The organism is Prauserella sediminis (assembly GCF_014195435.1).
GTDB classification, from domain to species: domain Bacteria; phylum Actinomycetota; class Actinomycetes; order Mycobacteriales; family Pseudonocardiaceae; genus Prauserella; species Prauserella salsuginis.
On sequence record NZ_JACIBS010000003.1, the window covers coordinates 178,740 to 194,371 of the forward strand.

Here is a 15,632-nt window from a genome sequence, read left to right on the forward strand (position 1 = left end):
CACCACGACCTCACCACCGCGGCCCTCATCGCTCCGGCCCTCATCGCTCCGGCCCTCATCGCTCCGGCCCTCATCGCTCGTCGTCCGGCACCGCACGATCGGCGGACTTCTCCTCCGGCGCCGCGGCATGGAGGTTCAGCCCCGACTGGCCGACCACGCTCGGATCGCGCTTGGCCTTCGCGAGGCTCGCCACGGTCGTCACCGTCAGCACCACGACGATGACACCGAGGGACATCCAGTTGTTGATCTCCAGCCACGCGGGCGTGACATGGTACTCGTGCAGCGCGTGGAGCACGAGCTTCACGCCGATGAACGCCAGGATGATCGCCAACCCCTGCGACAGGTACACGAGTTTGCTGACGAGGCCGCCGAGCAGGAAGTACAGCTGCCGCAAGCCCATCAGCGCGAACGCGTTGGCCGTGAAGACGAGGAACGCCTCCTGCGTGATCCCGAAGATCGCCGGGATGGAGTCGACCGCGAAGAGCAGGTCCGCACTACCGATCGCGACGATCACGAGTGCCATCGGCGTCAGATACCGCTTGCCATCGCGCTTGACGATCGAGTGGTGCCCCTCGTAGTCGTCGGTCACCCGGAACGCCTTCCTGGTCAGGCGCGTGACCAGGTTCTCGTGGTACTCCTCGTCCTCGTCCTTCTGCCGCACCATGTTGATCGCAGTGAAGATCAGGAACCCGCCGAACAGGAAGAAGATCCACACGACCTGCGCGATCGCCCACGCGCCGATCGCGATGAACACGCTGCGCATGGCCAGCGCGATCACGATGCCGATCAGCAGCACCCGGTGCTGATGGATCGCCGGGACCTTGAACGACGACATGATCACCATGAAGATGAACAGGTTGTCGACCGACAACGAGTACTCGGTGATGTAACCGGTGAAGAACTCGACACCGGGACCGTGCCCGGCCAACAACCACAACCCGACGCCGAACGCCACGGCGCAGGAGACGTAGAACACCACCCAGCGAGCCGCCTCACCCGTGGTGACCTCGTGGGGTTTGCGGTCGACGATCACCAGGTCGATCACGAGCAGCACGATCAGGCCGCCGATGGTGGCGGCCCACAGCCAGAACGGCACGGACATGGACGATTTCCTCCGGTTAGCGCGACGGTGCTATCCGGAGGTCTCTTCCGCCCGCAGGCCTTCGGCAGACTCGTGGGCCGGCGGCGCCGGGTGCGTCGGGATCGCAGCCGTGCTGACGACGTCGCCGTGACGGAATACTCCCCTCCGTGGGGAACACAACCGTTCCATCCTTACCCCGCGCTGCGGCGCCGCGCTACTTGTAGCCACCATCCGGTTCGTCACCCCACGCGTAACATCGATCACACATGACAGTCCCGACCCCGGAAACCGGGCATGCCCGGACGAACCGCCTACGTCCCGCCCCAATAGTGTGAGCACCGTGTCCCGCCTTCTCCGCAGCCGCGGCCGACGCCTGACGGCATTGGCCGCCGTCGTCGTGCTTCTCGCCGCCGGCGGTCTCCTGCTGTTCCGTGACGGCGAACGACCGCCCACCTACCGCACGCAGGCCGCGACGATCGACGTCGCGGCCTCGCCCGGTTCGGCCGACCGCGAGCAGCTCGACACCACCGTCTACGTGCCGGAGGAGACGCCCGCACCCGCCGTGCTCCTGCCGCACGGTTTCGGCGGTGACAAGGACAGCGTCGCCCGCGACGCCCGCGAGCTCGCCGAACGCGGGTTCGTCGTGCTGACCTGGTCCGCGCGCGGTTTCGGCAACAGCACCGGCACGATCTCACTCGGTGCTCCCGATCGCGAGGTGGCCGACGCCTCCCGGCTGCTCGACCACCTGGCCGGCATGCCCGAGGTGGTCTCCGACGACGACGGCGACCCCCGTGTCGGCGTCACCGGTGCCTCCTACGGCGGTGCGCTGGCACTGCTGCTGGCGGGCACGGACCCGCGCGTGGACGCCATCGCACCGGCGATCACGTACAACGATCTACGGCAGTCGCTGCTGCCGAACAACGCCACCGACGACGACCTCGCGACCGCGACCCCCGCGCCCGGCGCGGACACGGGTACCGGGGTGCTCAAACGGTCCTGGATCGGCACGCTCTTCTCGGCGGGCTCGGGAGCCCCGTCTACGACAGCGGGCGCAGGACCCGACGCCGTCGAACCGGGCGACGACGGGGACAGCGACGACGCGGCCGCAGCACCGGGCCAGGGCAACGGCACGGGGCAGGCTCCCGATCCGGGCCGGCCACAAGACGGCTCCGGAGGGAACACCGACGGCGGCGACCGAGGCTGCGGCCGGTTCAGCGCCGAGGTCTGCGCGGCCTACGTCGACGTGGCCACCGACGGGGCCGCCGAGCCCGAGACGCTCGACCTGCTCCACCGCGTCTCCCCCGCGTCCGTCGCCGACGACATCACCGTGCCGACGATGCTGGTGCAGGGCGAGCACGACACTTTGTTCGGTCTCGATCAGGCCGACGCCAACGCCCGCCAGATCGCCGATGCGGGAGGCGAGGTGTCGGTCGTCTGGTACGCGGGCGGCCACGACGGCGGCGGACCCGGCTCGCAGCTCCGCGGTCTGATGGCCGATTTCCTCTGGCATCACCTGACGGGCGAGGGCGACGATCCCGCGGCCCCGTTCTCCTACGACGTGACCGGTGCGATCCGGCCCGACGGCGCCCCGTCGGTCCGCAACGTCGAAGCCGGCTCCTACCCCGGCGTCAACGGCCGTGACGTCCAGCGCCGAGCCGTGCGCCTCGTCGGCGAAGACCAGACCGTCGTCCGCCCGCCGGGCGGCACGCCCGCGTCGGTGAGCGGCATCCCCGGGCTGAACCGCATCGTGTCGGGCTCGTCCCAGCTGTCGGGCCTGTTCGCGATCGATCCGCCCGGTCAGGCCGCCGTGTTCACCTCGCGGCCCATGACCGAGCAGCTGCTCGTCACGGGCGCCTCGACCGTGCGCCTGTCCGTCACGCCGCAGCCCGCATCGATGCCGGGGTCCTCACCCTCCGGCGACAACGGCACCGGCGGCAACGGCGACAACGGCGGTACCGGCAACGACGGTGGGGCCGGCAACGGCGATCGCGCACAGGACGGCGGCGACTCCGAGCGGAACGGTTCGGGAGGCGGCCGGTCCGACCCCGATGCGACGGACCGGAACGGCGCGAACGCGCAGGGCGGCGGCTTCACCCCGTCCGAGGCGGTGCTGTTCGCCAAGGTGTACGACGTCGGCCCCGACGGAACCCGCACCCTGCCGGGCAACGCCGTGTCTCCCATCAGGGTGCCCCTCGCCGCCGACGGTTCACCGACGGACGTGACCGTCACCCTGCCCGGCATCGTCCGGCCGGTCGAGACCGACCACCGACTGCAACTCGTGATCACCACGACGGACCAGTCGTACAACACACCTGACCAGCCCGCAGGATTCCGCATCGCGCTCGGGCGGTCCGCCGAGCTGTCGGTACCGGCGGTCCCGGGGACGACGGCGACGTCCGGCTGGCCCGTCGCCCAGCTCGCGGGCATCGGCGGTGCGCTCGCCCTCGCGGTACTGGTCGGCGTGATCGGCAGGATCCGCCGCAGGCGTTCGCACCGGGTCGACCCGGACCTGGCCGACACCCCGATGGTGATCTCCGGCCTGACGAAGTCCTACCCGGGCGGACTGACCGCCGTCAGCGACCTGTCGTTCCGGGTCGAGCCCGGACAGGTCCTCGGTCTGCTCGGGCCCAACGGCGCAGGCAAGACCACGACGCTGCGCATGTTGATGGGCCTGATCACGCCGACAGCGGGCGAGATCCGCGTGTTCGGCCACCGCGTCACACCGGGCGCCCCGGTGCTGTCGCGCATCGGCTCGTTCGTCGAAGGCTCCGGATTCCTGCCGCATCTGTCGGGAGCGGCGAATCTCGAACTCTTCTGGCAGGCGACCGGCCGTCCCGCCGACAAGGCCCACATCGACGAAGCGCTCGAGATCGCAGGCCTGGGCGATGCGGTGCACCGCAAGGTCCGCACCTACAGCCAGGGCATGCGCCAGCGGCTCGCCATCGCACAGGCGATGCTCGGGCTGCCGGAGCTGCTCGTGCTCGACGAGCCCACCAACGGCCTCGATCCGCCCCAGATCCACCAGATGCGCGAGGTGCTGCGCCGGTATGCGGCGACCGGCCGCACGGTCGTGGTGTCCAGTCACCTGCTGGCCGAGGTCGAGCAGACGTGTACGGATGTGGTGGTGATGCACCGTGGCAGGCTGATCGCCTCCGGTGGGGTCCACGACATCATCGCGGCGGGCGGCGAGGCGACGTTCCGCGTGGACGACGCCGAACGCGCCGCGGAGATCCTGCGCGGGCTCGACGGCGTGTCCGATGTGGAGATCACCGACGGCCTCGTGCACGCCGACCTCGGCGAGCTGCCGCGCAGTGCGGCCGTCGCGACGCTCGTGCGCGGCGACGTGTCGGTCGAACAGGCAGGACCACGCCGCCGGCTCGAAGACGCGTTCCTGCAACTCGTCGGGGAAGGTGAGGGCTGATGAGCGACGTCGAACGCGCCGCACCGGACGCGGCGGGAACCGAGGCGCACGCGCACGCCGTGGACCAACACGGCGTGCACACCGACCCCGCCGCACTGGACGAGCTCACCGACGTGGCCGGTGCCGAACCGACCACGGGACTCGGACCGGACGGGGCCGTGACCGGCTACCGCGCAGCACGGACACTCCGGCTCGGCGTGGAACTGCGGCGACAGCTGCGCAGGCGGCGGACCCAGCTGCTGCTGGCGTTCGTCATGCTGCTGCCGTTCATCCTGGTCGCGGCGTTCGAGATCGGCGAGGCGGAGGCCAACCCGCGCTCGGGCGGGTTCATCGACCTGGCCACGGCCAGCGCCCCGAACTTCGTCGTCGTGGCACTGTTCGTGTCCGGCTCGTTCCTGCTGCCGATGATCGTGGCGCTGTACTTCGGCGACACGATCGCAAGCGAGTCCTCGTGGTCCAGCCTCAAGTACCTGCTGGCCATTCCCGTGCCCCGGCACCGGCTGCTGCGGCAGAAGGCGGTCGCGTCGGCGCTGCTGTCGGCGTTGACGATCGCGCTCCTGCCGGTGTCGGCACTCGTCGCAGGGACGATCTGGTACGGCACGGGCGAGGCTGTCAGCCCTACGGGCGACTCGATTCCGTTCCCGGACAGCCTCCTCGCGCTCGCGCTGGCGACGGCCTACCTGCTCGTCCACCTGGCATGGGTGGCGGGACTGGCCCTGCTGCTGAGCGTCTCGACCGACGCCCCGCTGGGCGCGGTCGGCGGCGCGGTGCTGGTGTCGATCCTGTCGCAGATCCTCAACCGGATCACCGCGCTCGGCGATCTGCGGGACTTCTTGCCGACGCACTTCTCGTTCGCATGGATGGACCTGATCGCCACCGACGTCGAGTGGACCCGCATGGCCTCCGGCGCCCTGTCGGCGACGCTGTTCGCCACCGTGTTCGGACTCCTCGCCGCGCGCAGATTCGCCACGAAGGACGTCACCAGCTGAGGCCGCGAGGCGCGGGTTTCGCGCGGCGCGCGCGTCGGCGGGGCACGGGTACCGGCGCGCTCGCCGGTGAGGGGCCGCAACGAACGTCGAGGGCATGACATCCGGCCCGGAATGACCGACAATTCCGAAACAGGATCGTCACCGCCGCATGCGGCCCCACACCCGGCAAGGAGGCCACCATGCCTCGTCCCGTGTACTTCGAGGTCTACGCGAGCGACCCCGAACGGGCGATCACGTTCTACACGACCGTTTTCGAGTGGCATTTCGAAAGATGGGCGCCGAACGCGTCGTGGGAGATCACCACGGGCAGTGGCGCCGGCATCGACGGCACTCTCGTCCAGCGGGACGGGCCTCCGCCGGAGAACGGCGCGGCCTCGACGACGTGTTCGCTCACGATGGAGGTCGACGACCTGGACCTGATGGTGCGCGAGGTGCAGCAGGCGGGCGGCTCGCTCGCCGGTCCCGAACAGACCGTCCCCGAGCTCGGCAGACTCGTCTACTGCCGTGACCCGGAAGGCACGCTCTTCGGCATGTTGGAACCCGACCCGAGCGCGGGCTGACACCGCCGGCGGCCGCAGGTCGCCCGCGGCCGCCGGTCACTGTTGGCCGGCGGCGTCCATGCCGCGGAGCTCCTTCTTCAGCTCGGAGATCTCGTCACGCAGCCGGGCCGCCAGCTCGAACTGCAGGTCGCGGGCGGCCTGCATCATCTGGTCGGTCATCTGCTGGATGAGGTCGGCGAGTTCGGCCCGGGGCATCGAACTGGGTTCGCGGTCCACGAGCACGCCCGAGCTGCGCACCTTGTCGCCCTGTTCCGGCTTCTTGCCGCGCGAGGCGTTGCGGCCGGACCCTCCGACGTCGACCTCCTCCTCGGAGTCCTCGGCCTCGGTGTAGACGCGGTCGAGGATGTCGGCGATCTTCTTGCGCAGGGGCTGCGGGTCGATACCGCGCTCGGTGTTGTAGGCGACCTGCTTCTCGCGTCGCCGGTTCGTCTCGTCGATGGCGTACTGCATCGAGTCGGTGACCCTGTCGGCGTACATGTGCACCTGGCCGGACACGTTCCGCGCCGCACGGCCGATCGTCTGAACCAGGGACGTACCGCTGCGCAGGAAACCTTCCTTGTCGGCGTCGAGGATCGCCACCAGTGACACCTCGGGCAGGTCGAGGCCCTCCCGCAGCAGGTTGATGCCGACGAGCACGTCGAAGTCGCCGGAGCGCAGTTGCCGCAGCAGTTCGACCCGGCGCAGCGTGTCGACCTCGGAGTGCAGGTAACGCACGCGGATGCCCAGTTCGAGCAGATAGTCGGTGAGGTCCTCGGCCATCTTCTTCGTGAGCGTGGTGACCAGTGTCCGCTCGTTCTTCTCGGCGCGGGTGCGGATCTCGTGCACCAGGTCGTCGATCTGGCCCTCGGTCGGCTTGACGACGACCTCCGGGTCGACCAGTCCGGTCGGGCGGATGACCTGCTCGACGAACTCGCCGCCCGCCTGGCCCATCTCGTACGGGCCGGGCGTGGCCGACAGGTACACGGTCTGGCCGATGCGGTCGGCGAACTCCTCCCACGTCAGGGGCCGGTTGTCGAGCGCGCTCGGCAGGCGGAAGCCGTGGTCGACCAGCGTGCGTTTACGGGACATGTCGCCTTCGAACATCGCGCCGATCTGCGGCACCGTCTGGTGCGACTCGTCGATCACGAGCAGGAAGTCCTCGGGGAAGTAGTCGATCAGCGTCGCCGGCGCCGATCCGGGCGCGCGGGCGTCGATGTGGCGCGAGTAGTTCTCGATGCCGGAACAGAGTCCGACCTGCCGCATCATCTCGATGTCGTAGCTCGTGCGCATGCGCAGTCGCTGGGCCTCGAGGAGCTTGTTCTGCTTCTCGAGCTCGGCCAGCCGCTCCTCGAGTTCGGACTCGATCGCGTGCACGGCCTTTTCCATCCGCTCGGGCCCTGCGACGTAGTGCGTGGCCGGGAAGATGCGCACCTCGTCGACCTCGCTGACGATGTCACCGGTCAGCGGGTGCAGGTAGTAGAGGCTGTCGATCTCGTCGCCGAAGAACTCGACCCGGATCGCGAGTTCCTCGTAGGCGGGGATGATCTCGACGGTGTCACCGCGTACGCGGAACGTGCCGCGGGCGAAAGCCAGGTCGTTGCGCGTGTACTGGACGTCGACCAACGCCCGCAGGAACACGTCGCGGTCGACCTCCTCCCCGACCGCCAACCGTGACGACCGGTCGAGGTACGACTGCGGTGTGCCGAGACCGTAGATGCAGGACACACTGGCCACCACGATCGTGTCGCGGCGCGAGAGCAGGTTCATCGTCGCCGAGTGGCGCAGCCGTTCGACGTCGTCGTTGATCGACGAGTCCTTCTCGATGTAGGTGTCCGTCTGCGGAACGTACGCCTCGGGCTGGTAGTAGTCGTAGTAGCTGACGAAGTACTCGACGGCGTTGTTCGGGAACAGTTCCCGCAGCTCGTTGGCCATTTGCGCGGCGAGCGTCTTGTTCGGCTGGAGCACCAGCGTCGGGCGCTGCACTCGCTCCACCAGCCACGCCGTGGTCGCCGACTTGCCCGTACCGGTGGCGCCGAGCAGCACGACGTCCTTCTCGCCCGCGGTCAGCCTGCGGTCCAGTTCCTCGATCGCGGCCGGCTGGTCACCGGCGGGCTCGTACTCGCTGACGACCTCGAACCGGCCACCCTTGCGCGGGATGTCGGAGACAGGGCGGAACTCGGAGTGCGCCAGCACGGGGTGTTCGGTCGCGAATGCCACGCCCTCCAGGGTAGGCGTGCCCACCGACAACTTCCGCCCGGCAGTCGCAGTCGCTCAGCGTGCACACCGTGACCTCGCCGGCGACGGCGATCCGCCGCGGCACCAACGGTCACCGCACCACATGGCACCGCACCACCGGTCACCGGCACCACCGGTCACCGCACCAACCGTCACAGCGGCAACAGCTGTCACTGTCGCATCAGCAGTCACAGCAGGACGAATCGCAACAGTCGCAGTCGCAGGAGCCTTTCGGCTTTCCGTCGCACGGGCCGGGATACGGATCGCGGCAGCAGAACTGGCAGCTGCAGCACATGTAGAGGCCGACGCAGCAGCCCAGGGCCGGATTGCGCCGGTGGGGCGGAACCCGGAATTTCGGTAACCACAGCCCGCCGCCCTGCCCGTCCTGCACCGGTCCGGGCCTGTCTTTCGCCGCGGCGCTCGGACCCGACACGTGGCGGGACTCGCTGCCGGTTCGCGCGGCACCGGCCTGGCCGTCGAAGCCGCCTGCGCTGCCCGCATGGCCGAACGTCCGCGTGACCGCCCGTTCCAGCTCGTGCACGAGCAACGCGTGCACGAGCCCGTGGTGGCTCAGCGGGACCTGGTCGAGCGTGAGCCGGACCCCCAGTACCGCGTCGTCGCACAGCCGCCGCGCCTCGGCCAGGTCGGTGCCGGCCGCCGGCAGGGGGTTCCACGTGCCCGTCGCCGCGTCCGCCGCGAGGTCCTCGACGGCGTCGAGCAGGTGTGCGATACGCCCGAACAGGCGGCCCGCCTCGGCCAGTGCGTCCGCATTCTCGGGCCTGCCCGCCAGCACGGCCGTGTGCGCGAAGGCAGCCGCCGTCGCGTGCTCGGTCGGCGCGGTCGCGGCAAGCACGGAGTCGCCGACGGTCAGGTCCCGTTCGATCGCAGGCTGCGCACCGATCGAGGACGCGAGGGCCGCCGTGTCGAGACCGAGCCGTCCGCCCGCTTCGGCCGCGCGGTCCGCCCAGCCGGCCGCGACGCGCTGGGCGACCGGTCCGACGGCGCGCCGGCCGAGCATCCCGTCGCCGTCCACGACGTGGTCGGACACCTTCGCCGACGCCAGTACCAGCGACACCGATGCCGCGAGCCGCGCGCCGTCGCCGACGGCCACCGAGGCACCGCGCATGCCGCGCAACGCGCACGGCCCTGCCGTCCGCCGCGCAGGGCCGGTGTCGGACTGGGCATCCACGAGCGCCGAGATCAGCAGCCCGTCGTAGTTGGTCGCCGTACGCGCCAGCTGCCCGTGCTCGTCCCGCAGCGCCAGGCACAGCCCGCACAGGTGCGCCATCCACTCCGTCCGGAGCCGTTCGGACAAGCGATGCCGGCACGGCCTGATGATTCCGAACATGCCTCGACCCCCATTCAGCGGATTCGTATCCTAGCCACACGCCGCCGATGGCACGTTCCGGCTCGACGCGGTCCGGTCGGCACAGCAAGATGGCCGTCATGCATCCGCCGAAGCGGGAAACGTTCGACGTTGCAGCCGGCACCAACACCGACCCCAAGGGCGTCGTGCGCGACGTCGACGAGTACCGCGTCGAGGACTTCGGCCTGTACATGGCGCGGCCGACGCCGGGACGGCGCCAGTTCCGCTACCTCGAGTCGTGGCTGCTGCCGTCCCTCGGACTGCGGATCAGCGACTTCTGGTTCAACCCCGGTCACGAACGGGACCAGGACTTCTACCTCGACGTCGTCGGTGTCACGACCGACCGCGGCGGGGCCTGGCACACCACCGACCTGTACCTGGATCTCGTACTCCGGCAGCACCGCGGCGTCGATGTGATCGACACCGGTGAGCTGCTGGAGGCGGTGCAGGACGGCCTCGTGAGCTGCGGCGAAGCGACCGGCGCGCTGGAGACCGCCTACAGCACGGTGGGCGCGCTCGCCCGCCACGGCCACGACCTCGGCGCCTGGCTCGCGACCCAGGGCATCACGCTCACCTGGAAACGCCACCCGTAGGGCCGGCGGTTCCCGTGCGGCGACCCCGGCCCACTCCCGTCCGCCGCAGCGCCGTGGGGCGAACCGGGTCGTTCAGACCTCCCAGCCGGTCTCGACCGCCCAGCGTTCGGCGCGGACGAACGCGGCGTCCACCCAGGACTGCTTCTCCTCGGAGTAGTTCAGCGAGCTCGCATCGCCCGCGTGGGCACGGGCGAGCCGCTGTTTGATGTCGGCGTACACCCGTGCCTCGGCCGGGTTGGCCTGCAGCCAGTCGCGGAACAGGAGCGCGAGCCGCCACGCCGGCCCCTCGGCCGATCGGACGTGAAGGTTCACGGGCCGCTGCGGATCGGCGCCGTAGTGGAAGCGCTTGTCCCACCGGGCAGGCGCGGTCGCCTCGTCCTGCGGCTGGTCGAACCAGTGTCCCTCGGCACGTACGAATCCGGCGTCGGACAGCGCCTCCGAGATCAGGTCGGCTTCGTCGAGCGAGCGCACGGTGAGCTGCAGGTCGAGGGTGTCCTTGGCGACCAGACCGGGCACGGCCGTCGACCCGATGTGGTCGGCGCGGACGGCCTTGTCGCCGGCGGCCGCGCGTACCCGGGACAGGAGCCGTTCGGCCTGCGCGGGCCACGTCGGATCGGGTTCGACGAGTGCGGGCGGCTTCGGGGCGCGGGGGCGCCGCCGGCGCACGTTGGCTTCGAAGGGCACGAGCCGCTCGTGCCAGAGCGCATCGACCTGGGCCTGGACCAGGTCGGCGGTTCCGCTGTTGTCGAGCCACACGTCGGCCGCGGCTGCGCGCTGCTCGCGCGTCGCCTGCGCGGCGATACGGGCTCGCGCGTCCTCGGCGTCCATCCCCCGGCTCTCCCCTAGCCGCCGGACACGGAGATCCTCGTCGGCGTCCACGACAAGCACAAGGTGGTAGTTGGCCCCCATGCCGCCTTCGACCAGCAGCGGGACGTCGTGCACGACGATGGCGTCGGCGGTTGCCTGCCCCATCAGTTCGACGGTCCGCCTGCCGATTCTCGGGTGCGTGATCGCGTTCAGTCGGGCCCGTGACTCGTCGTCGGCGAACGCCTTCGCGGCGAGGGCCGCGCGGTCCAGTTCGCCCTCGGGCGTGAGCACGTCCTCGCCGAACGTCTCGACCACCTCGGCCAATCCGTCGGTCCCCGGTTCGACGACCTCCCTGGCGATGCGATCCGCATCGATCACCGTGGCCCCGAGTTCGGCCAACCTGGCCGCCACCGTCGACTTACCCGCACCGATTCCACCGGTCAGCCCTACACGCAGCATGGGCGCATTCAACCAGTTGCCATCAGTGACGCACCGTCCGGCGTCGATCAAACCGTTATCCAGCAAATTCGGGTGACACGCCGACGTGTTCCACCACTGTCCGGCGCTGGTTACCTACTCTTCCGCGCAACGGCTATCGCCCACACGGAGGAACGATGCCTACCACCACATACGTCGGGAAACATCGCCTGGGTACTCCAGGCCTGGTGCACTGCGTCATGCACCAGGCTGTCGCGAAGGCGCTCGACGAGCACCGGCGCAACTGGCTGACCGCACTGCTCGTGCCGGCCAAACACAGCCTGGCGGGTCTTCGCCGCCGAGCCCGCGCCGCGGCACACGAACGCGCCTGGGCGCCCGCCCCCGCCCGCGCCACCGCCTGAGCTCGCGACCACAGTCCACGACCACGTGACCGCTACCGCCTGACGTCCCGGCGCGCCCTCCTCCGTAACGCACGGCCCCTGGCCCATTGCCGCACGACGCGGCAATGGGCCGTTTTCGTTTCGCCTTGCAGCACCGCCGACGGCCAACCGGTCACCCGCGACGCCCTTCGACGGCGCCGCACAAACGACGGTGGCCCCGGTCCGCGATCGGACCGGGGCCACCGTTCGACTGCTCAGCGCGCGAGCTGACGCCTCGACGAGGCGTTCACGCTACTCACGCACCGCCGGAGAGCTTCTCCCGCAGCGCCGCGAGCTGCTCGTCGCTGGCCAGCGTGCCACCGCTCTGGGCGGGCTGCTGCTCCGACGAGGCCGAGGAGGAACCCGTCGAGGGCGTCGAGGACGTCGACGCTCCGCCACCGGAGGTGTAGCTCTGGTCGCCGCCCTCGACGCCGGTCGCGGCGTCGGCCGCCGCGGCGGCGTTGGCAGCGGCCGCCTCGGCGACCTGCTTCATGTGCTGCTCGTAGCGGGCGTGCGCCTCGGCGTACTGCTTCTCCCACTCCTCACGCTGGGCGTCGTAGCCCTCCTGCCATTCCTGCGTGTCGGGGTCGAAGCCCTCGGGGTAGATGTAGTTGCCCTGGTCGTCGTACTCGGCGGCCATGCCGTACTGCGTCGGGTCGAAGTCGGCGTCCGGCGTGAAGCCCTCGTTCGCCTGCTTCAGCGAGAGCGAGATGCGGCGACGCTCGAGGTCGATGTCGATGACCTTGACCATGACCTCGGTGCCGACCTGGACGACCTGCTCCGGGATCTCCACGTGGCGCTCGGCCAGCTCGGAGATGTGCACCAGGCCCTCGATGCCCTCCTCGACACGGACGAACGCGCCGAACGGGACGAGCTTGGTGACCTTGCCCGGGACGATCTGGCCGATCGCGTGCGTACGGGCGAACTGACGCCACGGGTCTTCCTGGGTCGCCTTCAGCGACAGGGACACGCGCTCGCGGTCCATGTCGACCTCGAGCACCTCGACCGTGACCTCCTGGCCGACCTCGACGACCTCGGACGGGTGGTCGATGTGCTTCCAGGACAGCTCCGAGACGTGCACCAGGCCGTCGACGCCGCCGAGGTCCACGAACGCACCGAAGTTGACGATCGAGGAGACGACGCCCTTGCGGACCTGGCCCTTGGCGAGCGCGTTGAGGAACTCGCTGCGGACCTCGGACTGGGTCTGCTCCAGGTAGGCGCGGCGGGACAGGACCACGTTGTTGCGGTTCTTGTCCAGCTCGATGATCTTGGCCTCGAGCTCACGGCCGACATACGGCTGCAGATCGCGCACACGGCGCATCTCGACGAGCGAGGCGGGCAGGAAGCCACGGAGGCCGATGTCGAGGATGAGGCCGCCCTTGACGACCTCGATGACGGTGCCCTTGACGGGCTCGTCCTTCTCCTTGAGGTCCTCGATCGTGCCCCAGGCGCGCTCGTACTGGGCGCGCTTCTTGGACAGGATCAGCCGACCTTCCTTGTCCTCCTTCTGCAGGACAAGGGCCTCCACCTCGTCACCGACGGCGACAACCTCGGCCGGGTCGACATCGTGCTTGATGGACAGCTCACGAGAGGGGATGACGCCCTCGGTCTTGTAACCGATGTCGAGCAGCACTTCGTCGCGGTCGACCTTGACGATCGTGCCTTCGACGATGTCACCATCGTTGAAGTACTTGATGGTCTTGTCGATCGCGGCGAGGAAGTCTTCCTCCGTCCCGATGTCGTTGACGGCGACCTGGGCCTGCTCGGCACTCGGGGCGGTGGTGGTGTCGATGGTCATTAGGTGGGTTGCTCCGGTAGCGGATAGATGTCGTGGGGTTTGCAGTTTGCCGAAGCCCGGCATCTGACGTGACCGGCCTCGGTGATGCGGGGACGGCCGATACATCGACGTCGGGCAGCGCAGGACGGGTCACCGGGTGATGACCGTGCATTCGTCCAGGCGTCTCCGACGCTGATCGCGCCACTGCGCCGCAACGGCCGCCGAGGATCATCTCGAGGTGCGCGACCACACCACCTCGCACGAAACTCGGGAGGCGAGAGGAAGCGCGAAACCCACTGCGCTGACAATCATCGTACGCGGCCGGTTGTGACCCGCACAATCAGGGGTGCACGCGTGATCACACCGCTTCGCGGAGGAGAATGCCGTCGTGTCCGAGACACCTTCCGCCGCCGGTTCCGCCGCGCGCGACCCACGGTATGCGGACACCGAGCGCGCTCTCGGCACCGCGCGGGTCGCCTACCGCACCGTCGGCTCGGCCGAGGCCGAACGCGCCAGCCTGGCCTGGTGGGACGCCGACGCCGACACCTATCTCGGCGAGCACGGTGAGCTCCTCGGCGAGGCGGATTTCGTGTGGTGCCCGGAAGGCGTCCGAGAGGAGCAGGCCCGGCTGCTCGGCCCCGCCGACGCCCTCGACGGAGCCGACGTACTCGAGCTCGGCTGCGGATCCGCACCCTGCGCCCGCTGGCTCACCGCGCAGGGCGCCGGCGTGGTCGCGCTGGACCTGTCGGCGGGCATGCTGCAGCACGCCCGCGCCGCGGAGCGGCGCACCGGCCTGGCACCGACCCTGCTGCAGGCCAACGCCGAAGCCCTGCCACTACGCGCGGGCGGGTTCGACATCGCGTGCTCGTCGTTCGGGGCCCTGATGTTCGTCCCGTCGCTCGAGACCGTGTTCGCCGAGGTGGCGCGCATTCTGCGACCCGGCGGCAGCTGGGTGTTCTCGGTGACCCACCCGATGCGGTGGATCTTTCCCGATGATCCGGGGCCGACCGGCCTGACGGCCGTCGAGCCGTACTTCGACCGCACGCCGTACGTCGAACAGGACGGGCGCGGCATCGCCACCTACGTCGAGTACCACCGCACGCTCGGCGACTACGTCCGCGCGCTGACGTCCACCGGCTTCCGCCTGCTGGACCTGGTCGAGCCGGAATGGCCGGAGGGACACACCCGGGTCTGGGGCCAGTGGAGCCCGCTGCGCGGCAAGCTGTTCCCCGGCACCGCGATCTTCCGCACCCAGCGGGTCTCCTGACCGTCCGCCGGCGACACGCGCCCGGCACCCCACACTGCGCCGCGGCCAGGCACGCTCTACTATTTGAACTGACCAGTCAGTTCAAAAGGATGACGTATGCAGCTGATCGCCGACCGGGTCGGAATCGACGGCCCCCACGGCCCCCTCGTGCCACAGACTTCGCTCACCGTGGCCTCCGGTGAGCTCGTCATTGTGAAGGGCGACCCCGGAACCGGCATCTCGGCGTTCGGCCTCGCCCTCGCAGGGCGACTCCGGCCGTCGACCGGCACCGTCACCGTTCACGACGACACCGACGAACCGGCCACGCCGGACGACTCCCCAGCCGACGAGTCCCCTACCGACATCCCCGGCGACGAGCAGGGCGACCCCGGCGACGCCGGCAACGGAGTCGTCGCGCTTCCCGAGGACGCGGAGCCCGGCGACGCCCCCACCGACGACGCCGTGGACACGGCCGACACGGACGCGGCGGACACGGACGCGGTGGACGGCGGGGCCGACACGGGTGAGGAGACCGGCCGACGAGCCGGACGATCCGCGGACTCCCCGATCACGGCGCCCGGAGCCGTGGCGGCCCGGGTCGCGGTTGTCGACGCCCCCGGTGTCAGCGAACCCGACGACGCACTGCCGCTGCGCGTCGTCGTCGGCGAGGAACTGGCGCTCGCGGGCAGGCCCGCGAACAAGGCGGCGGTCAGCCGCTGGC

General features: G+C 70.0%; 12 protein-coding genes. 7 read left to right on the forward strand and 5 right to left on the reverse strand.

What is annotated here, in order from left to right; all coding sequences use genetic code 11:
- Positions 1 to 70: 70 nt before the first annotated feature.
- Entirely contained in the window at positions 71 to 1,102 is a 1,032-nt protein-coding gene (locus tag FB384_RS21320) for a TerC family protein (protein ID WP_183786584.1), read from the reverse strand.
- A gap of 310 nt (positions 1,103 to 1,412) precedes the next feature.
- Between FB384_RS21320 and FB384_RS21325 the strand changes: the two genes are divergently transcribed.
- The 3 genes from FB384_RS21325 (at position 1,413) to FB384_RS21335 (ending at position 6,051) form a co-directional block, all read left to right on the forward strand.
- Complete coding sequence (locus tag FB384_RS21325; RefSeq protein ID WP_323985392.1) at positions 1,413 to 4,502, forward strand: alpha/beta fold hydrolase; 3,090 nt, start codon at positions 1,413 to 1,415, stop codon at positions 4,500 to 4,502.
- Positions 4,502 to 5,491 carry an ABC transporter permease gene (locus FB384_RS21330; protein WP_183786585.1) on the forward strand — a complete coding sequence of 330 codons (990 nt, stop codon included), beginning with the start codon at positions 4,502 to 4,504 and terminating at the stop codon, positions 5,489 to 5,491. The genes FB384_RS21325 and FB384_RS21330 overlap by 1 nt, the downstream gene beginning before the upstream one ends.
- Positions 5,492 to 5,670: 179 nt before the next feature.
- On the forward strand, positions 5,671 to 6,051 hold the full coding sequence (locus FB384_RS21335; protein ID WP_183786586.1) for a VOC family protein: 381 nt from the start codon (positions 5,671 to 5,673) through the stop codon (positions 6,049 to 6,051).
- Positions 6,052 to 6,087: 36 nt separating this feature from the next.
- On the opposite strand, the gene uvrB is transcribed toward FB384_RS21335, so the two are convergent.
- Positions 6,088 to 8,247: an excinuclease ABC subunit UvrB gene (gene uvrB / locus FB384_RS21340; RefSeq protein WP_183786587.1), complete on the reverse strand. Its 2,160-nt coding sequence runs from the start codon at positions 8,245 to 8,247 to the stop codon at positions 6,088 to 6,090.
- 199 nt (positions 8,248 to 8,446) lie between these two features.
- A complete protein-coding gene (locus FB384_RS21345) occupies positions 8,447 to 9,613 on the reverse strand; it encodes a DUF5685 family protein (protein WP_183786588.1) in 1,167 nt (388 codons plus the stop codon).
- A gap of 89 nt (positions 9,614 to 9,702) precedes the next feature.
- On the opposite strand from FB384_RS21345, the gene FB384_RS21350 reads away from it, so the two are divergent.
- Entirely contained in the window at positions 9,703 to 10,224 is a 522-nt protein-coding gene (locus FB384_RS21350; protein WP_183786608.1) for a DUF402 domain-containing protein, read from the forward strand.
- Between the two features lie 72 nt (positions 10,225 to 10,296).
- Here the strand turns inward: FB384_RS21350 and coaE are convergent, their stop codons facing one another.
- On the reverse strand, positions 10,297 to 11,490 hold the full coding sequence (coaE, locus tag FB384_RS21355; protein ID WP_183786589.1) for a dephospho-CoA kinase: 1,194 nt from the start codon (positions 11,488 to 11,490) through the stop codon (positions 10,297 to 10,299).
- Between the two features lie 155 nt (positions 11,491 to 11,645).
- Here coaE and FB384_RS21360 point away from each other — a divergent pair, with 155 nt between their 5' ends.
- Positions 11,646 to 11,870, forward strand: a complete 225-nt coding sequence (locus FB384_RS21360; RefSeq protein ID WP_183786590.1) for a hypothetical protein — start codon at positions 11,646 to 11,648, stop codon at positions 11,868 to 11,870.
- Between the two features lie 274 nt (positions 11,871 to 12,144).
- Here the strand turns inward: FB384_RS21360 and rpsA are convergent, their stop codons facing one another.
- Positions 12,145 to 13,686 carry a 30S ribosomal protein S1 gene (gene rpsA / locus FB384_RS21365; RefSeq protein ID WP_183786591.1) on the reverse strand — a complete coding sequence of 514 codons (1,542 nt, stop codon included), beginning with the start codon at positions 13,684 to 13,686 and terminating at the stop codon, positions 12,145 to 12,147.
- A gap of 367 nt (positions 13,687 to 14,053) precedes the next feature.
- On the opposite strand from rpsA, the gene FB384_RS21370 reads away from it, so the two are divergent.
- Together FB384_RS21370 and FB384_RS26950 are read left to right on the forward strand one after the other, a co-directional pair.
- Positions 14,054 to 14,932, forward strand: a complete 879-nt coding sequence (locus FB384_RS21370; RefSeq protein ID WP_183786592.1) for a class I SAM-dependent methyltransferase — start codon at positions 14,054 to 14,056, stop codon at positions 14,930 to 14,932.
- Between the two features lie 96 nt (positions 14,933 to 15,028).
- Positions 15,029 to 15,632: ATP-binding cassette domain-containing protein (locus tag FB384_RS26950; protein ID WP_407676104.1), on the forward strand; the 604-nt coding region annotated here is incomplete at its 3' end.